Here is a 21,079-nt window from a genome sequence, read left to right on the forward strand (position 1 = left end):
ACATGATTCTTTTTTTCAGAACCCCTTCCAAGAGCGTGATTGCCGTAGAGAGCAACCATCAGCTTACCCCGGACGAAAGTAATAAACTCTGCTGGCTTTTTGGAGAAGCCGTGACGGAAAGTGAAGAAAACCTGAAAGGCTGTTTCGTTGGTCCACGCCGCGAAATGATTACTCCCTGGAGTACAAACGCAGTTGAAATCACCCAAAATATGGGACTTGAAGGCATCAGCCGCATTGAGGAATATTTCCCGGTAAAGGATGAAAATGCTGACCGTGATCCAATGCTTCAACGTATGTACAAAGGTTTAGACCAGAATGTTTTCATTACCAACCGCCAACCGGAGCCTATCATTCACATCGAAGATCTTGAGGCTTACAATGAAAAAGAAGGTCTTGCCCTCTCGAAAGATGAAATGGACTACTTGAAAAAAGTAGAAAGTGACCTCGGACGTAAACTGACCGACTCTGAAGTTTTCGGTTTCGCACAGATCAACTCGGAACACTGCCGCCACAAAATATTCGGTGGTACGTTTATCATTGACGGTGTAGAACAAGAATCTTCTTTGTTCCAGATGATCAAAAAGACAACGCAGGAAAATCCGAATAAAATCATCTCTGCTTACAAGGATAATGTAGCCTTTGCCGAAGGTCCTGTTGTGGAACAGTTTGCTCCGGCAGACCATTCTAAACCTGATTTTTTCCAGATCAAGGACATCAAAAGTGTGATTTCTCTGAAAGCAGAAACTCATAACTTCCCAACTACCGTAGAACCGTTCAATGGTGCTTCGACCGGTACCGGCGGTGAGATCCGCGACCGTATGGGTGGTGGTAAAGGTTCATTGCCGATTGCAGGTACTGCCGTTTACATCACCTCATATCCCCGCACAGACGAAGATCGTTCATGGGAAGATATTCTTCCGGTACGCAAATGGTTATACCAGACTCCGGAACAAATTCTTATTAAAGCATCCAATGGCGCTTCTGACTTTGGTAACAAATTCGGCCAGCCACTAATCTGCGGTTCTGTACTGACCTTTGAACACAAGGAAAATAATGAAGTTTACGGTTACGATAAAGTAATCATGCTTGCCGGTGGTGTAGGTTACGGAACTCAGCGTGACTGCCTGAAAGGTACACCGGAGGCAGGAAACAAGGTTGTCGTAATTGGTGGTGATAACTATCGTATCGGACTTGGCGGAGGTTCTGTATCATCTGTTGATACCGGACGTTATAGCAGTGGCATTGAATTGAATGCTGTACAACGAGCAAACGCCGAAATGCAGAAACGTGCTAATAATGTAGTTCGTGCTCTTTGCGAAGAAGAAGAGAATCCGGTAGTTTCCATCCACGACCACGGTTCAGCAGGACACGTAAACTGTCTGTCCGAGTTGGTAGAAGAATGTGGTGGTCTGATTGACATGAGCAAATTGCCGATTGGCGACAAAACTCTGTCTGCTAAAGAAATCATCGCGAACGAAAGTCAAGAACGTATGGGTCTGCTGATTAAAGAAGAAGCTATTGAGCACGTACGTAAGATTGCAGAACGCGAACGCGCCCCGATGTATGTAGTCGGTGAAACAACCGGCGACCATCGCTTTGCCTTCCAGCAAGCTGACGGTGTACGACCGTTCGACCTTGCCGTAGACCAAATGTTCGGTTCTTCACCAAAGACATATATGATAGACAAAACCGTAGAACGTCATTACGAAATGCCAAAATACGAATTGTCTAAACTTCATGAATACCTGACCAACGTATTGCAGCTCGAAGCCGTAGCCTGCAAGGATTGGCTGACTAATAAGGTAGACCGTTCTATCACAGGTAAAGTAGCGCGCCAACAATGTCAGGGTGAACTTCAATTACCGTTAAGCGACTGCGGTGTTGTGGCACTTGACTATCGTGGAGAAAAAGGTATCGCTACTTCCATCGGACACGCTCCACAAGCAGCATTGGCTGATCCGGCAGCAGGTTCTATCCTTTCCGTATCCGAAGCACTGACTAACTTAGTATGGGCTCCGATGGCTGAAGGCATGGATAGCATTTCTTTATCAGCTAACTGGATGTGGCCTTGCCGTTCACAAGAAGGTGAAGACGCTCGTCTGTACACTGCCGTGAAAGCATTGAGTGATTTCTGCTGTGCACTGCAAATCAACGTCCCTACTGGCAAAGACTCTTTGTCCATGACTCAGAAGTATCCTGACGGAGAAAAAGTAATCTCTCCGGGAACAGTAATTGTTTCTGCCGGTGGAGAAGTATCCGACGTGAAGAAAGTCGTATCTCCGGTATTGGTAAATAATGAAAAAACAACACTCTATCATATTGATTTCAGTTTCGATGAACTGAAACTAGGTGGTTCAGCCTTTGCCCAATCATTAGGTAAAGTTGGTGACGAAGTACCTTGCGTACAGGATGCTGAATATTTCCGTGATGCATTCCTTGCTGTTCAGGAACTTGTAAATAAAGGCTTGATTATGGCAGGACACGATATTTCAGCCGGTGGCTTGATCACTACATTGCTTGAAATGTGCTTCTCTAACGTAGAGGGTGGTCTGGAAGTCATCCTTGACAAGATGAAGGAAAAAGATATCATCAAGATTCTGTTTGCAGAAAACCCGGGTATCGTAATCCAGATCAACGACAAGCATAAAGAAGAAGTGAAAAAGATACTGGAAGATGCAGGTGTAGGCTACGTGAAGTTAGGAAAACCGACTGATGAGCGTCATATTCTTGTATCCAAAGATGACGCTACTTATCAATTCGGTATTGATTATATGCGTGATGTATGGTATTCTTCTTCTTACCTACTCGACCGCAAACAATCTATGAATGGTTGCGCCAAGAAACGTTTTGAAAACTATAAGATGCAGCCTGTTGAATTCGCATTCATGCAGGGATTCAAGGGTAAACTTTCTCAATATGGCATCACTCCGGATCGTCGTACTCCGAGTGGTATCCGCGCAGCGATCATCCGCGAAAAAGGAACAAACGGTGAGCGCGAAATGGCTTATTCACTTTATCTGGCAGGTTTTGACGTAAAGGACGTAACAATGACAGACTTAGTCAGTGGCCGTGAAACGCTGGAAGATGTGAACATGGTAGTTTACTGCGGTGGATTTTCTAATTCCGACGTTTTGGGTTCTGCAAAAGGATGGGCAGGCGCATTCCTCTTCAATCCGAAAGCTAAAGAAGCATTGGATAAATATTATGCTCGTGAAGACACACTGTCATTAGGTGTTTGCAACGGTTGCCAGTTGATGATGGAACTTGATCTTATCAATCCTGAATACAAGAAGAAAGGTAAGATGCTACATAATGATTCTCATAAGTTTGAATCCCGCTTCCTGGGTGTTACTGTTCCAACCAACCGTAGCGTTATGTTCGGTTCATTGAGTGGTAGTAAGTTGGGTATCTGGGTAGCTCACGGAGAAGGTAAGTTCTCTTTGCCATATGATGAAGATAAATATAATGTAGTTGCTAAATATAGCTATGATGAATATCCTAGCAATCCGAACGGCTCCGATTACTCTATTGCAGGAGTTGCCAGCGCAGACGGACGTCATTTGGCTATTATGCCCCACTTGGAACGTGCAATCTTCCCATGGCAAAACGGCTGTTACCCTGCAGATCGCAAGAATAGTGACCAAGTAACTCCATGGATAGAAGCATTCGTTAATGCTCGTAAATGGGTGGAAGAAAAAACTAAGTAAGCCATTCTTTCTATAAACAGACAAAGGCTGTCGCTCTTTATCGAGTGACAGCCTTTCTTTTTCAAATTCCTTTCCTTCTCCTGCTCGTATTTTACAACTTAACATCTATAATTACACAGTATATACAATTTGTCACAAAATATGAAAATCCTTTTACTACAAGAGCTACGTAATCTTATCTCAAAATTTGGTATTATCGGAAAAACTTTTTAATTTTGTGACACTTTCCCCTTCAGACAAAGATTCAATAACCTCTAAAAGTCCTATTTATATGAAAAAATGGCTTTTCCTTTTATTATTGTGTCCTATAATCTGCATGGCTCAAACCTATCAATATCTTGGAGTAGAAGATGGAATGAGCAACCGACGGGTATATTGCATTCAAAAAGATAAAATCGGTTATATGTGGTTCCTCACTCACGAAGGAATAGACCGATACAATGGAAAAGAGTTCAAACAATATAAATTAATGGATAACGGCGTAGAACTAAATTCTTTACTAAATATTAATTGGTTATATATTGACACAAAAGGTATTCTTTGGGAAATCGGAAAGAAAGGAAGAATATTCTACTATGACCATATTCATGACAAGTTTGAATGTGTCTACCGATTACCGGAAGAAGAATATGGAAATTTACCGTGCCCTATCAGCTACAGTTGGCTTGATGATAACAATAATATCTGGTTGTGTAATGAGAATATTATTTTTATTTACAACACATTAACCCAAGAAGTTATCCAAGTCGAAAACAAACTAAACGAAGCAATTACCGACATCGAACAAATTGATAAAACTCATTTTTTCATCGGTACGGAAATGGGGCTTCATCATGCCAAATTAGAAAACAACACCTTGGAACTTCTTCCTTGTGATAAATTGGACAATATCGGCATTCAAACTAATGATTTATATTTCGACCCAAAAATCCGAAAGTTATTTATTGGCACTTTCCAGCGGGGAATCATGGTGTATGATATGGAATCAAAAATGACCATACAACCACAGTATAGTCTGACCGATGTCAGTATCTCAAAGATTAAACCTTTCAACAATAAGGAGATACTAATAGCTACAGATGGTGGAGGTGTTTATAAATTGAATGTTGATAATTACAAAACTGAACCATATATTATTGCTGATTATAATAGTAACAATAACATAAATGGCAATAGTATTAATGATATTTACATTGATGATGAAGAACGTATTTGGATGGCCAACTATCCCATAGGAATCACCGTTAGGAATAATCGCTTTTCCAGTTACAAATGGATCAAGCATTCTATCGGTAATAAACAATCTATAATCAACGATCAGGTAAATGCAATCATTGAAGATAGCGATGGCGATCTATGGTTTGGAACGAACAACGGAATAAGTCTATTGGATTCCGAAACTGGCAAATGGAGTTCCTTTCTAAGTTCTTATGAAGCAGCACAGAAAAGTAAAAATCATATTTTCACAACTTTATGTGAAGTCAGCCCCGGCATTATCTGGGCAGCAGGCTATTCGTCGGGTATCTATGAAATTAATAAAAAGACCTTGAATACAAAATTCTTTACTCCTTCTTCGTATTCGCATGAGAACATTCGACCAGATAAATATATGCGTGATATCTATAAAGATTCAGAGGGATACATCTGGGCAGGAGGATACCACAACCTGAAACGTATTAATATTCATACCAAAGAAATATGCCTCTATCACGGACTCAACTCTATTACTACTATTACTGAGAGAAACGAGAAAGAGATGTGGATAGGTAGTGCAAACGGACTTTATCTTTTAAACAAAGAATCCGGTAAATTCAAGTGCATTCAACTTCCGGTAGAATCAACTTATATTTATTCATTGTATCAAACTAAAAACGGTTCTTTGTATATAGGAACAAGTGGCTCAGGATTGTTGATTTATGATCCGGACAAGAAACTCTTTAGCCATTATTATACAGAGAACTGCGCTTTGATTTCTAACAATATCTATACAATATTATCAGACGAAGACGAAGATATATTGCTAGCTACTGAAAACGGTCTGACGAGTTTCTATCCCAAACAAAAAACTTTTCACAACTGGACTAGAGAGATGGGACTGATGACTACGCATTTTAATCCTTTGTCCGGTATACTGCGCAAAAATAATAAATTCATTTTGGGAAGTGTAGATGGAGCTGTTGAATTTAGCAGAGAAATGAAGATACCCAGAACTTATTCTTCTAAAATGATTCTAAGTGACTTCAAGCTGTTTTATCAAACAATTTATCCGGGAGATAAAGACTCTCCACTGAAAGCAGATATCAACCTGACTAAAAAGCTACAGTTGAAGTATAACCAGAACATTTTTTCACTAATGGTTTCTTCCATTAATTATGATTACCCTTCTAATATTCTTTACTCATGGAAGTTAGAAGGATTCTATGACGAATGGAGTAAACCCGGGACTGAAAATATTATCCGTTACACAAATCTAGCTCCCGGAGAATATAAACTTCGGATACGTGCAGTCTCTAATGAGGACAAGAGAATTGTACTTGGAGAACGGCAAATGGATATTGTTATCGACCAACCTTTCTGGCTAACATTTTGGGCAATATTGATTTATACTATCGCTATAATCGGTATAGCTACTATCACATTGCGTATCCTGATTCTAAGAAAGCAACGAAAAGCTTCCGATGACAAGATACAATTCTTTATCAATACGGCACATGATATTCGAACTCCGCTAACTCTGATCAAAGCACCGATGGAGGATGTACGTGAAAAAGAACAGTTAAGCAAAGAGGGAGTCATGAATATGAACACTGCTTTACGAAATGTAAATGCTTTATTGCGACTGACAACGAACCTCATTAATTTCGAAAGAGCAGATGTATACTCTTCGGAACTATATATTTCCGAACACGAGTTGAATACATATATGAATGACATATTCAATGCTTTCCAACCTTATGCCAATATCAAACATATCAAATTCACGTATGAAAGTAATTTCCGGTATCTGAATGCATGGTTCGATAAAGAAAAAATGGAGTCTATCTTAAAGAATATTATTTCAAATGCACTGAAATATACTCCAGAGAATGGTTGTGTACAGATTTTCGTATCTGAAAATGATGAATTTTGGAGTGTGGAAGTGCGTGATACCGGAATTGGTATTCCCGCTAACGAACAAAAGAACTTGTTCAGACTCCACTTCAGAGGAAGCAATGCCATCAATTCAAAGATTACCGGAAGTGGTATTGGGCTGATGCTTGTATGGAAATTAGTCAAGTTACATAAAGGTAAGATAAACTTATCAAGCGTAGAAAACCAAGGATCGGTTATCAAGGTTTCTTTCCCGAAGGATAGCAAACGTTTCAGAAAGGCACACTTAGCTCTTTCAAATAAATGCCAAAAGGAAACAGTAAATACAAATACTCCTCCTGTTGGAATTTATGAGAGCATACAAAAGAAGCAAAATCCCGATCATCAGCGCATTTTAATTGTTGAGGACAATGATGAGTTGCGTAATTATCTGCTACAAACGTTATCAGAGGATTATACTATACAGACTTGTTCCAATGGCAAAGAAGCACTAACGATTATACCGGAATATAAACCGGAACTGGTGATTTCTGATATCATGATGCCCGAAATGCGAGGAGATGAGTTGTGCAATACTATTAAAAATAATATTGAAACATCACATATTCCAATTATATTATTAACTGCACTGAATAATGAAAAAGATATTTTGTCAGGGTTAAGAATCGGTGCGGATGAATATATTGTCAAACCATTCAATATTGGAATACTAAAAGCAACAGTTGCTAATTTATTAGTGAATCGTGCTCTTTTGCGAAATAAATATGGAAATTTGGAGATGGATGAGGAGGAAGAAAATAACATTAACTGCACGAAAGATATTGATTGGAAATTCTTAGCCAATGTCAGAAAGCATGTAGAAAATAACATTGATAACTCCGGTCTCACGGTAGATGTGCTTTGTAATCTTGTTGGTATGAGCCGTACTAGTTTCTACAATAAACTCAGAGCACTCACCGATCAGGCACCGGCTGACTTTATAAAACTGATTCGGTTGAAGCGAGCTGCTCAATTGCTAAAAGAAGGAAAATATAATGTTACTGAAATATCTGAAATGGTAGGTTTTAGCGACGTGAAATATTTCCGTGAAGTATTTAAAAAGCGTTATAATGTAAGTCCCAGCCAATATGGCAAAAGAGAGGACGCGGACAAGGAAGGAGGAGTATCTTAAGAATGAACATTTATATTGAATCATTTGGAATTTTTTTTAAAATAGGCGCCTTTACCATTGGAGGAGGGTATGCGATGGTGCCGCTTATTGAGAATGAGATTGTAACTAAGCGAAAGTGGATAACTCAGGACGACTTTATTGATTTATTGGCAATATCTCAGTCAGCTCCGGGAATCTTAGCAGTAAATATTTCAATATTTATCGGATATAAGCTACGCGGTATTCGTGGAAGCATTGTCACGGCTTTGGGAACAATTTTACCTTCATTTATTATTATTTTGACCATCGCCTTATTCTTCCATAGTTTCAAAGATAATTCGATTGTAGAACGTATTTTTAAAGGGATCCGTCCTGCTGTAGTGGCTTTGATTGCCGCACCGACTTTTACTATGGGAAGATCAGCAAAAATCAACCGTTACAATTTGTGGATTCCTGTCGTATCAGCATTACTGATCTGGTTGTTAGGGTTCTCTCCTATCTGGATAATTATTGCTGCCGGCTTAGGAGGTTTTCTTTGGGGAAAATTCAACTTACCTAAAGATAAGTCCAAAATATAGATTGTTAAAACAACTAATTTGTAATTCAAAGCATGATATATATTCAATTATTCTATACATTTTTTAAAATCGGACTTTTTGGTTTTGGAGGAGGCTATGCTATGCTTTCCATGATTCAAGGAGAAGTAGTAACGCGCTATGAATGGATAAGTTCGCAAGAATTTACGGATATTGTTGCTATCAGCCAAATGACTCCGGGTCCTATCGGAATCAATGCAGCTACTTATATAGGATTTACTTCTACAGGAAGTGTTTGGGGATCTGTCATTGCTACTTTTGCCGTAGTACTCCCTTCATTTATCCTCATGCTGACAATCAGTAAATTTTTTCTAAAATATCAGAAGCATCCGGTAGTAGAATCTATCTTCAATGGTTTACGCCCGGCAGTGGTTGGTCTACTGGCTTCGGCTGCTCTTGTATTAATGAATGCAGAGAATTTTGGTTCGCCAACAAAGGACACTTACTCGTTTGTAATCAGTATCATTATCTTTTTGGTTGCTTTCATCGGGACCAGAAAGTATAAGGCCAACCCTATTTTGATGATTATTGCTTGTGGGATAGCAGGATTACTACTTTATTAAATGAAATACTAAAAATAAAGAATTGGCTGTACAATTAAAAGTATAGCCAATTCTTCATTTTCAGTTTCTCAATAAACTATTTTTGTTACAGTTTTATTTTCTTGCTTACAGATTTTGATTCGTTATGAAGACGATCCAAGGCTGTTACTACATAACGATACTTTGTTTTTCCATCATCGTATGGAAGTTTATAGAAAGGACTACGGGTAATAGCTACTATATGTGAAGGGTCTTCAATATCTACCTTTTCTTTTGATCCAAAACGATAAACCACATATTGAATTGCTTTATCCATTTCTGCATCTGCTTTTGGAGCTGTCCAGAAAAGTATACAACCATCTTCAGTCCATACTTTTTTCACTTTACGGACTTTACCCGGAGCTTTGTCATCCATAAAATCAAAGACAGGAATCAGAGCCGGATATTTATGATACTCTTGTACTAAAGCATCCCGATACTGACCAACATTATCTACCAATGCCGCTGCATACCATTGGCAACTACCACCAATCGTTTGATAAGCACGTTGCAACGCCATTTTTCTCGGAAGCTGATTCATTGAAGGATTTTGAGGATCAGCATTTTGTACAGTATTTATCACTGACTGGCCTATAAATAACGGACGATTTTCAGAGTGTTTTGCCCACCATTTGACCAATGTTTCATAATCGGCCGCCTTATGACCTATTTCCCAATAAACCTGTGGAATATTATAATCAATCCATCCTTCACGTGCCCACAGAAGAACATCTGCATACAGGTCATCATAATTTTGTAATCCATTCGTGTTGCTACCCAAAGGATCGGATTTCTGATTACGGTAAATACCAAACGGACTCACACCGAATTTCACCCATGGTTTTATTTCACGCACTGTCTCATGAATCTTTTTAATCAATACATTGACATTACTTCTCCGCCAATCAGCTTTATTACTAAAACCACCACCATAGCGGGCAAAACTTGCATCATCCGGAAAATCAAGTCCTTTGGCCGGATAAGGATAGAAATAATCATCCATATGGATGGCATCTACATCGTAACGAGATACTATGTCAGTGATAATCTTACAAATATACTCACGACTTTCAGGAAGTGCCGGATCAAAAAACAGCTGGTCGCCATAAGTGACAAACCATTCAGGATGTTCATTATATATATGTGCGGGAGCTAGCTGGTTCTTTAGTGAAGTCTTTGTACGATAAGGGTTTATCCAGGCATGAAACTCCATATTCCGCTTATGACATTCTTCAATCATAAACTGCATCGGGTCCCACATCGGAGAAGGCATCTGTCCTTGTGTACCTGTCAGGAAACGACTCCACGGTTCATATTGAGAAGCATATAATGCATCGGCTTCCGGACGTACCTGAAAGATGATTGCATTGATACCCGCTCCCTGAAGAGAATTTAACTGGCTAATCAATGTCTGCTTCAATGTCTCAGTAGGAATACCACGAAACTGTCCGTTTACAGCCTGTATCCATGCGGCACGAAATTCTCGTTTGGGATATTTATTACCCGAAGGCACTTGTGCTTCTACTCCTACAGCCAGAAGAAGAGCAAAAAGGAAAAGATAGTTTTTCAGATTCATAATGTTCTTAAATCATAATAATGTGTCGCAAAGATAATACAAACTCCCGATAAATTCGTTAACTTTGCCGACTACCATAAAAAAGGAGTATTTTATGTCAGAAAACAAATATATCTCAATCAAGGGAGCACGGGTTAATAATCTGAAGAACATAGATGTAGATATTCCCCGCAACAAACTTGTCGTTATCACCGGGTTGTCAGGTTCAGGCAAATCATCACTCGCTTTTGACACCCTCTACGCAGAAGGACAACGCCGATACGTAGAAAGTCTTAGCAGTTATGCACGTCAGTTTTTGGGACGAATGAGTAAACCTGAATGTGATTTTATCAAAGGAATTCCTCCTGCAATTGCCATAGAACAAAAAGTAAATAGTAGAAATCCACGGTCTACCGTAGGTACTTCAACTGAAATCTACGAATATTTACGTCTGCTTTATGCCCGGGTGGGAAAGACTTATAGCCCTGTCACCGGACAAGAGGTGAAGAAACACTCAACTGAGGATATTGTCAATTGTATGCTATCCTATCCGGAAGGAGCGAGATATACTGTATTGACTCCCATACGCCTTCGCGAAAACCGTACATTACAACAACAACTGGAGATTGACCTGAAACAAGGTTTCAACAGAATCGAAGTAAACGGTGAAATGAAACGTATCGACGAGTATACACCTGCCAAAGGTGATGACGTTTACCTCTTAGTAGACCGTATGGCTGTATCTAATACTAAGGATGCCATCAGCCGACTGACGGATTCTGCAGAAACTGGAATGTATGAAGGTGACGGTACTTGTATTTTGCGTTTCTATCTTCCCGACGGAACCACCCAACTGCATACTTTCAGTACAAAATTTGAAGCGGATGGCATTACTTTCGAAGAACCTAATGACCAGATGTTTTCATTTAACTCCCCAATCGGAGCTTGCCCGGTATGTGAAGGATTCGGTAAGGTTATCGGCATTGACGAACATTTGGTCATTCCCGATCGCTCTTTATCCATTTATGAGGGTGCTATCGTTTGTTGGCGCGGTGAGAAAATGGGAGAATGGAAAGAGGAACTGATTCATAATGCGGACAAATTTAATTTCCCGATTTTCACTCCTTACTACGAACTGACAGATGAACAACGCAAGACCCTCTGGGAAGGGAATCGATATTTTCACGGTATCAATGATTTCTTCAAGATGTTGGAAGAAAATCAATATAAGATACAATATCGGGTGATGTTGGCACGTTACCGGGGTAAAACACTATGCCCAAAATGTCACGGTACACGTCTAAAACCGGAAGCCGGATATGTGCGGGTAGGTGAAAAGAATATCTCCGAATTAGTAGATCTGCCAATTACTGAATTAAAACAGTTTTTCGATCACTTAGAATTAAATGAACATGATAATAATGTAGCACGCCGTATCCTGATTGAGATTAATAGCCGTATCCACTTTTTAATTGATGTAGGACTGGGTTATCTGACATTAAACCGACTTAGTAATTCTCTATCGGGAGGAGAAAGCCAACGAATTAATCTGGCAACTTCACTGGGAAGTAGCCTTGTTGGCAGCCTTTATATTCTCGATGAACCCAGTATAGGACTACATAGCCGTGATACGGACCGACTGATTCATGTCTTACGTCAGTTGCAACGTTTAGGAAATACTGTAGTAGTGGTCGAACATGATGAGGAAATTATTCGTGCTGCCGATTATATTATCGATATTGGTCCTAATGCCGGACGTTTAGGGGGAGAGGTTGTATACCAAGGCGATATGAAAGACCTAAAAAAAGACAGCAACAGTTACACTGTGCGTTATCTTTTAGGAGAGGAAGAAATCCCTGTTCCCAAGCATCGCCGTCCCTGGAATAATTATATTGAGTTGAAAGGTGCACGTGAAAATAATCTGAAAGGGGTCAATGTACGTTTTCCATTAAATGTGATGACAGTTGTTACAGGTGTTTCCGGTTCAGGAAAAAGTACATTAGTACGTGATATCTTTTACCGGGCACTAAAACGTGAACTTGACGAATGCAGTGATCGCCCCGGAGAATTCTCATCTATAGGAGGTAGTTTACGCGATTTGAAGAATATAGAATTTGTGGACCAGAATCCAATTGGCAAATCATCCCGTTCAAATCCGGTTACTTATCTCAAAGCATACGATGAAATACGTAAACTATGGGCAGAACAACCTTTAGCTAAACAAATGGGGTATACAGCGGGATTTTTCAGTTTCAACAACGAGGGAGGACGTTGCGAAGAATGTAAAGGTGATGGAACCATTACAGTAGAAATGCAATTTATGGCAGACTTGGTATTGGAGTGCGAATCCTGCCATGGAAAGCGTTTTAAAGCAGACACACTGGAAGTTAAATTTCAGGATAAGAGTATTTATGATGTATTAGAGATGACTGTAAATCAGGCTATCGAATTCTTTACAGAACATGAACAAAAGAAGATTGTTAAAAAGCTTCTTCCTTTGCAAGATGTAGGGTTGGGATATATCAAATTAGGACAATCTTCCTCTACTCTATCGGGTGGTGAAAACCAACGCGTGAAACTTGCATTTTATTTAAGCCAGGAAAAAGCTGATCCAACTATGTTTATATTTGACGAACCTACTACCGGATTGCATTTCCACGATATTCGCAAACTATTGGATGCTTTCGATGCTCTAATCCGTCGCGGACACAGTATTGTAATCATTGAACATAATATGGATGTTATCAAATGTGCGGATTATGTAATTGATCTGGGACCGGAAGGTGGTGATAAAGGAGGAAATATTGTAGTAGTAGGCACTCCAGAAGAAGTTGCCGCATACGGAGCAAGCTATACCGGACAGTTTCTGAAAGAAAAAATGAATCAATAAGGAACTAAAAATGAAGAATGAAGAATCACTATGCAGCATAATGGCGCAGTTAATTTTTCATTCTTCATTTTTAGTTCTTCATTTAAAGGTAGAATCCGAATCCTATTTTAATGCCAAAGCGAGACATATCACCGTCATTAAAACGCCATTTGTAATAAACGGCAGGTTCAATTGTTACCGTACGGGAAAGAAAAAAAGCATAACCTGCTTCTATGCCTAATCCCCAATCAGTCTGATGGTTCCCACCACTCCAACGAAAACGGTTCCAATCAAGTCCACCACCCAGATATACACCTGTCTTATTAAAATAGAAACGCATTCCTGTACCCAGAGTATATTCATCCACCGGTTTTGACCAGTCGGCACCCAGGTTCACCATCAATGCGATACCGTCAGCTAGAAATGTACCGACCTGTGCACCAACACCAAATTTTGCCTTATCATTTTTACTGTACGAAAAATCCAATCCGGAAACAGAAGGATTAATAATCGTAGTTCCTTTTTCAAACTGTGCCTGAGCAGCCATTGAAACCACTAACAAGCAGATAGCTAAAGCTAATTTCTTCATGAATTTACTTTTTAGAGTGAATAGATTGTTCATCTTTATTCTGACGATCGCGCATCTGTTCTTTTTTACGAAGCACCAACCAGAGAATGAATACAATGACATAAGATACTACCACTGTAAGCCATTTTTCTGTCTGACTAACTTCCGTATTACGAGGCAACAGATAAGCAGCCGTTACTGATACATAAATAAGGAATGCTAATGCAACCTTTGTTGATTTTCTAATTTTCTTCATTCTGATAATTTCCCTGACTTTTGGCGCCCAAGCCAAACAAAGAACCAAACAATAGCAATCACTACACAACCTATGCCAATGTAGTAGGAAAGCATATGAGAAAGTCCTAAACCTTCGGGCGCAATACATATATAAGTAGAACAAACACAAGTCATAAACAAAGCAGGTATCAATGTTATCCAATAGGTTTTTTTCGATACTGCAAGATAAACCGTTATAGCCCATAACGTAAATACAGCTAATGTCTGATTAGCCCAGGCAAAATAACGCCATATCATATTAAATCCATTTGCATCCTGCAAACTATATAAGAGCAATCCAATAGCTACAGCAAACATCGGGATACATATATACAAACGACGACGCATACTCTTTTGTTCCAGACCCAGAAAATCTGCCACGATCAAACGGGCAGAGCGAAATGCTGTATCTCCCGAAGTAATAGGCGCAGCAATTACTCCTAAAATAGCAAGAATTCCTCCAACCGTTCCTAACCAACCTTTTGTAATAGAGTCTACTATCACAGATGCATTATCTTCTTCCATTCCGTTCTCATGAAAAAAATAAGTAGCAGCGGCAGCCCAGATCAAGGCCACAATACCCTCTGTTATCATTGCTCCATAAAATATGGGGCGACCATGATGCTCTGATGTCATACAACGTGCCATCAACGGACTTTGGGTAGCATGGAAACCGGAAATGGCGCCACAGGCAATACTAACAAACATAATCGGGAAAATAGGAAGTTTGTCTGCTTCCGGATTCGTATTCTGTAATCCGTCCCAAAGTTCGGGCAATGCCGGATGATTTACATAAAGCATAACCAAGATACCAACTGCCATAAAAAGTAAAGCAATCGCAAAGATCGGATAGATTTTACCAATAATTTTATCGACTGGAAGCAACGTTGCTAAAATATAATAAATAAAGACTACTATGATCCAAAACGTAGTATCCAGACTCTCAGGTGTCAGTTTGGCTAATAATCCAGCTGGACCTGCTACAAAAACAGCACCTACTAAAATCATTAAAAGAACTGTAAATCCCCTCATAATCTGTTTGGTAGTTAGTCCCAAATAACGACCTATTATTTCAGGAAGACTTTCACCACCATAACGTAAAGACAACATTCCTGCAAAATAGTCATGAACAGCACCTGCAAAGATACTCCCCAGTACAATCCATAAATAGGAAGAAATTCCAAATTTAGCTCCCATGATAGCGCCGAAAATCGGACCTAACCCAGCAATATTAAGAAATTGAATCATAAATATTTTCCAAGTAGGTAATGGAATATAATCCACCCCATCGGCTTTAGTAAGAGCGGGAGTTTTACGGTCATCCGGACCAAAAATACGTTCCATCAGACGCCCGTATGTGAAATAGCCCACTATCAACGCTAGCAGGCACAGAGTAAATGTAATCATGACGTGTTATTTTAACTGACGCAAATGTAACATAATCTCACGAAATCACACAACAATACCGACACTTTTACTAACTTTGCAGGGATTTAAGACAAAAAATAAGGAATATGCACCTATTTATTTTCATTCTTTTACTTTTGTTTCCTTTCATATCCACCATGGCACAACCTAAATTTGAGGTTCGCGCAGCATGGATTACAGCAGTATATGGTTTGGACTGGCCTCGCACAAAGGCTACAAATCCACAGACTATTCTCCAACAAAAGGAAGAACTGGTAGATATTCTTGATAAGTTGAAAGAGGCTAATTTCAATACGATTTTATTTCAAACACGCACGCGCGGTGATGTATTATATCCTTCGGCTATCGAGCCTTTCAATTCTATCCTGACCGGACAAATCGGAGGTAATCCCGGATATGACCCTCTAGCTTTCGCTGTTGAGGAGTGCCACAAGCGGGGAATGGAGTGCCATGCCTGGATGGTAACCATTCCATTAGGTAATAAAAAACATGTCGCTTCTCTTGGTAAAAAGTCTGTAACCAAACAGAACAAAGACATCTGTGTACCCTATAAAAGCGAATATTTCCTGAATCCGGGAAATCCTGCTACAAAAGAATATTTAATGAAACTGGTACGGGAGGTAGTAGGCAACTATGATGTAGACGGAGTTCACTTCGATTATCTACGTTATCCTGAATACGCTCCTCTGTTTCCCGATAAATATGATTTCAAGCGATACGGTCAAGGTCGTAGCTTGGAACAATGGAGGCGGGATAACATATCTGAGATTGTACGTTATATATATAAAGGCGTAAAAGTAATGAAACCCTGGGTGAAGGTAAGTACTTGTCCGGTTGGGAAGTATCGTGATACATCACGTTACTCTTCACGGGGGTGGAATGCTTTTCACACAGTCTATCAAGATCCACAAGGCTGGCTTGGGGAGGGTATTCAGGATCAGATATATCCTATGATGTATTTTCAGGGAAATAGTTTTTATCCTTTCGCTCTCGATTGGCAAGAGCAAAGTAACGGACGACAAGTGATTCCGGGGCTTGGCATTTATTTCCTTCATCCGGATGAAGGTTCATGGAGCCGTGATGAGATCGACCGACAAATCAATTTTATTCGAAGCCAGAGAATGGCTGGGGAAGCACATTACCGTGTAAAATATGTAATGGATAACACACAGGGACTCTACGATGAACTGATTGAAAACTTCTACTCCTATCCGGCTTTGCAACCTTCCATGCCATGGTTGGACAATGTTCCCCCATCCACTCCTTCGGAACTGAAAGTTTCTCCTATTAATAATGGGTATACTGAATTAAGTTGGCAAGAGGCAACAGATAATGATCAACGGAATAAACCGATGTATGTAATTTATGCTTCGGACAAATATCCGGTTGATATCAACAACCCGGAAAATATCGTTGCGCAAAGTATTCGTGAGACTAGTTATATCTACGCTCCTATCATACCTTGGAGCGCTAAAAAGTATTTTGCGGTAACAGCCATTGATCGGTATGGCAATGAGAGTAAGGCGAGTCAAGGAAGAAAATAGGTGTTTCTCATCACCGTCTTACTAATAATTGAATAGAAAGAATATTCTGCTTTACTACAGATTATCGGAGAACTGCATTGCTTGCTTCTGAGTACCACGATAGGTTATGCATTTTTTGAATTAAGGGATCAAATTCGTCAAAGAGGTCAAGAAGCATTTATTCTTCTCTTGGTTACATTTAGCATAAAATCATGTAAATATGAGCTAAGTGATAATAATCTTCATCAGTCTCCTTCTCATAAAGTTTAAAAATGCAAAAACATCTGCCACCTTGCACCTCTTATTAATGAATAATTATTTGTTTATAAGATAGTAACAGGTGTGCAAGATGATATGGCAGTTCTGTTTGTTTCAAGCGCTTGTAACAAAATGTTCAATAGAGTGAGACACTTTGTTACGATATACAGAACACTTTGTTTTCTGACTATCACTGTGAAAAGTATGCATGAAGGACAGCCGATAAGTCTAAATACACATTCCATAGGAATCGGGAAATAAAGGTCTTTAGAATCCCTAGATACTGTTTCAGAATGGTGATAGCAATAGAATGCTATCACCATTCTGAAACAGTATTACGCATAAGTGGAGTATTATGCTTCCCACCAGAAACAATGCCAGTAACTTCTATCCAAGCACGATACAGACTTCGAGAAGTGACAGGCACTAGTGACAAATAGCCAGAACAGAGACGTCCGTTTTGCAAACACAAATTGGAAGTAGCCATCTTTCTTTGATGCTCTTCCAGTGCCAACCCCGCTTTAGGATAATAGGCTATTTGAAATACGCCCTCCACCTCAGGAGCCAGATAGCGATCAGTCAAAAAATGAGCAACCACTCCCATATTCATTCTCAGATTAATTTCCACACAAGGATGAATCCGATAAACAGGAGATTTATCCGAAAAATAACAAATCATCATATCCACCCCTAAGTAACCCTTATAGAAGCCACCCAATAAAGTGGAAAGTTCTTCTTCCAAATGCCCTTGTAACCGAAGTAATTCTCTCACCGGCACATATTCCGATAACTTTTTCAAAATCTTTTTATCGGACAGTAGTTCATTCCCTGCATACATACCGTTACTACTCGTATGAAAAATGGAATAACCTGCAAAAACAACCTTTCCCTTCCCGTTAGAGTGAAATTCCATTGCAAAATCTCTCACTTTATTATATACAGGTTCGCCAACCACTCCCCCCTGAGAGGCAGCAACACGAGTACACCACCCTAATATAAAAGGACTAAATACACCTCTACACCAGTTCAGCCCTTTGCCACTTCCGGAAAGTGGTGCTTTCAACAAGCAAGCCTCTCGTTCTTCAACAAAAGCCTTCCATTCTTTCTCTGTTCGCAAATAAAAAGACTTTCCACAAAAGTTCTCACTCAATTGCAACCGAGCAAGTAAATCTACCGCATGAGAACGATTTGAATAATCCCTCAAAGCACTCAAATATTCCTTTGAGAAAAGTTGTTCTTCATCCGCTCCCAACGATAGCAAACGCTTTCTTAGAGCCGGGTCCCATCCCCACGGAGAAAACTCTACATTTTTTTCATTGGCAATCTCCGGCTCTGTCATTATCTCCACAAAGTTTCCCAAGAGCTCTTGCATACTCTTCAAAAACTCTATATTATAAGCGGAAGGAGCCAGTACTTTAGCCCCCTTTTCAGCATACCACACAGGAAGTAAAGCCAAATCAGCCGCCATCTGACGAGCAGAAGCCGGTGCCATATAATTTGTTTCACCACTTGCCATTGCCAAATCATGTTCGGGATTAAAGATATAAAGTGACTTTTTCTCCATTTCAAATGTGATTAAAACATTATTTTGCAAATATATACAGGAAATAATCAGGAACTCCCACAATATAGAGAAACTTATGCTCTAAAGCACATTTTTGCTATCTCTACTTTGCAAAGACTAAAAAAAGCAGTATATTTGCCATCCGAAAACCAAAGAACAGAAATGGAATCATTCTATCGCACACACGCTTACCTTGTCGAACACACTAATGCTCCTGTTCGCCGCGATCTTATGGACGAGATTGACTGGAGTGACCGTTTGATTGGTATTAAAGGGACACGTGGCGTAGGAAAAACCACTTTCCTCCTACAATACGCCAAAGAGAAATTCGGAACTGACCGTTCGTGTTTGTTCATTAACATGAATAATTTTTATTTCTCGGGACATAGTCTTGTAGACTTTGCATATGAGTTTCAAAAACGGGGAGGGAAAGTATTATTAATCGATCAGGTATTCAAACATACAGAATGGAGTAAAGAGTTGCGTATGTGCTATGACCGATACCCCAATCTGAAAATTGTATTTACCGGTTCTTCTGTGATGCGGTTAAAAGAAGAAAACCTCGAATTGCGCGATATTGTAAAAAGCTACAATCTACGTGGTTTCTCTTTCCGGGAATATCTAAATTTACAGACGGGAATGAAATTCCGTTCCTACAGCCTCGAAGAAATTCTAAACAGTCACGAACAAATAGCTAAAGGAGTACTTTCCAAAGTACGACCATTAGATTATCTTCAAGATTATATCCATCACGGCTTCTACCCGTTCTTCCTCGAAAAACGTAACTTTTCGGAGAACCTATTGAAAACAATGAACATGATGGTAGAAGTAGATATTTTGCTTATCAAACAAATTGAACTAAAATATCTCTCAAAGATAAAAAAATTACTATATTTGTTAGCTGTCGATGGTCCAAAGGCTCCGAATGTCAGCCAATTGGCCAGCGACATACAGACCTCCCGTGCGACAGTAATGAATTATATCAAATATCTGGCAGATTCACGCCTCATTAATCTGGTTTATCCTAAAGGAGAAGAATTTCCTAAGAAACCGTCAAAGATTATGATGCAAAACTCAAATTTGATGTATTCCATTTATCCGGTTAAAGTGGAAGAACAAGACGTGCTTGACACCTTTTTTGTTAATACCTTATGGAAGGACCACAAGGTACACAAAGGAGATAAAAACACCTCATTCTTAGTGGATGATGCGATGCCGTTCAAGATTTGTCCTGAAGGAGCAAGGGTGAAAAATAATCCGGGAGTAATCTATGCACTGCATAAGGCAGAGATAGGTCGGGGAAATCAGATACCGCTCTGGATGTTCGGATTCTTATACTAATACAAAAAAGTACAATTATGGATTACAAAAAATTGGATGAATTGAACAAGCTACGCCAGTCTGGTGCACTGACTGAAGAAGAGTTTGAAAATGAGAAACAAAAGTTATTCTCGGAGAACGAAACCTGTAATTCTAGCCCAAACAACGAAATTCCATTTGGATTACAAGAAAACTCTTATCTGGCTTTAATGAGTTTTTTAATCCTTGTTCCTTATGTTGGATGGATTATCCCAATCGTGCTATGGGTAATGGGTAAAAACTTTTCGGAACAAATTAATAAACAAGGAAAATATATTTTGAACTGGTACATCACCTGGTTTATCTTCGGAATTATATCTACAATAGTATTACTAGCTGTTCTTCCAGGCGTAATTATAAATGGATATGGAAGCCCTCTCGGCATTTTCGGAAGTATATTCTGGTTATTACCACTTACTGCTATTATTGGAATTATATGCTTGGTCTTCCCTATTATCGGAGGAATCAAGGGACTGAACGGACAAGTATGGAAATATCCGCTTTCTATTCCTTTTTTGAAATAATTCAAGATCGTATGAGATAGACTTTCACTAG

Annotated in this window: 13 protein-coding genes; 8 read left to right on the forward strand and 5 right to left on the reverse strand. The window is 39.5% G+C overall.

Translation table 11 applies throughout. From position 1 onward, the window contains the following. The first annotated feature begins 2 nt into the window (after positions 1-2). From purL to PHO71_RS15120, 4 genes are all read left to right on the forward strand, one after another. Entirely contained in the window at positions 3-3,707 is a 3,705-nt protein-coding gene (gene purL / locus PHO71_RS15105; protein WP_300204900.1) for a phosphoribosylformylglycinamidine synthase, read from the forward strand. Between the two features lie 271 nt (positions 3,708-3,978). After that, positions 3,979-7,968: a two-component regulator propeller domain-containing protein gene (locus PHO71_RS15110; RefSeq protein WP_300204901.1), complete on the forward strand. Its 3,990-nt coding sequence runs from the start codon at positions 3,979-3,981 to the stop codon at positions 7,966-7,968. Between the two features lie 2 nt (positions 7,969-7,970). After that, positions 7,971-8,525, forward strand: coding sequence for a chromate transporter (locus tag PHO71_RS15115; RefSeq protein WP_300204903.1), 555 nt, complete (start codon positions 7,971-7,973; stop codon positions 8,523-8,525). A 32-nt stretch (positions 8,526-8,557) separates the two neighbouring features. Beyond that, positions 8,558-9,106 (forward strand): chromate transporter, encoded by a 549-nt coding sequence (locus PHO71_RS15120; RefSeq protein WP_300204905.1) that lies wholly within the window; start codon positions 8,558-8,560, stop codon positions 9,104-9,106. Between the two features lie 85 nt (positions 9,107-9,191). On the opposite strand, the gene PHO71_RS15125 is transcribed toward PHO71_RS15120, so the two are convergent. Beyond that, positions 9,192-10,700: a family 10 glycosylhydrolase gene (locus PHO71_RS15125; RefSeq protein WP_300204907.1), complete on the reverse strand. Its 1,509-nt coding sequence runs from the start codon at positions 10,698-10,700 to the stop codon at positions 9,192-9,194. Positions 10,701-10,794: 94 nt separating this feature from the next. Here PHO71_RS15125 and uvrA point away from each other — a divergent pair, with 94 nt between their 5' ends. Next, complete coding sequence (gene uvrA / locus PHO71_RS15130; protein ID WP_300204909.1) at positions 10,795-13,569, forward strand: excinuclease ABC subunit UvrA; 2,775 nt, start codon at positions 10,795-10,797, stop codon at positions 13,567-13,569. 82 nt (positions 13,570-13,651) lie between these two features. Here the strand turns inward: uvrA and PHO71_RS15135 are convergent, their stop codons facing one another. The 3 genes from PHO71_RS15135 to PHO71_RS15145 are packed head-to-tail and all read right to left on the reverse strand — an operon-like array spanning position 13,652 to position 15,799. Continuing rightward, complete coding sequence (locus PHO71_RS15135; protein WP_300204911.1) at positions 13,652-14,137, reverse strand: outer membrane beta-barrel protein; 486 nt, start codon at positions 14,135-14,137, stop codon at positions 13,652-13,654. Positions 14,138-14,141: 4 nt separating this feature from the next. After that, complete coding sequence (locus PHO71_RS15140) at positions 14,142-14,372, reverse strand: hypothetical protein (protein ID WP_300204913.1); 231 nt, start codon at positions 14,370-14,372, stop codon at positions 14,142-14,144. Continuing rightward, positions 14,369-15,799: a carbon starvation protein A gene (locus PHO71_RS15145; protein ID WP_300204915.1), complete on the reverse strand. Its 1,431-nt coding sequence runs from the start codon at positions 15,797-15,799 to the stop codon at positions 14,369-14,371. The genes PHO71_RS15140 and PHO71_RS15145 overlap by 4 nt, the downstream gene beginning before the upstream one ends. A 107-nt stretch (positions 15,800-15,906) precedes the next feature. Between PHO71_RS15145 and PHO71_RS15150 the strand changes: the two genes are divergently transcribed. Continuing rightward, complete coding sequence (locus tag PHO71_RS15150; protein WP_300204917.1) at positions 15,907-17,364, forward strand: family 10 glycosylhydrolase; 1,458 nt, start codon at positions 15,907-15,909, stop codon at positions 17,362-17,364. A gap of 553 nt (positions 17,365-17,917) precedes the next feature. Here PHO71_RS15150 and PHO71_RS15155 read toward each other — a convergent pair. After that, entirely contained in the window at positions 17,918-19,165 is a 1,248-nt protein-coding gene (locus PHO71_RS15155) for a hypothetical protein (protein ID WP_300204919.1), read from the reverse strand. A gap of 162 nt (positions 19,166-19,327) precedes the next feature. On the opposite strand from PHO71_RS15155, the gene PHO71_RS15160 reads away from it, so the two are divergent. Both PHO71_RS15160 and PHO71_RS15165 read left to right on the forward strand, forming a co-directional pair. Beyond that, on the forward strand, positions 19,328-20,506 hold the full coding sequence (locus PHO71_RS15160; RefSeq protein WP_300204921.1) for an AAA family ATPase: 1,179 nt from the start codon (positions 19,328-19,330) through the stop codon (positions 20,504-20,506). Between the two features lie 17 nt (positions 20,507-20,523). Then, entirely contained in the window at positions 20,524-21,048 is a 525-nt protein-coding gene (locus PHO71_RS15165; protein ID WP_300204923.1) for a DUF4870 domain-containing protein, read from the forward strand. Positions 21,049-21,079: the final 31 nt, after the last annotated feature.

It is taken from the genome of Bacteroides sp., from assembly GCF_028690125.1.
Lineage (GTDB): Bacteria > Bacteroidota > Bacteroidia > Bacteroidales > Bacteroidaceae > Bacteroides.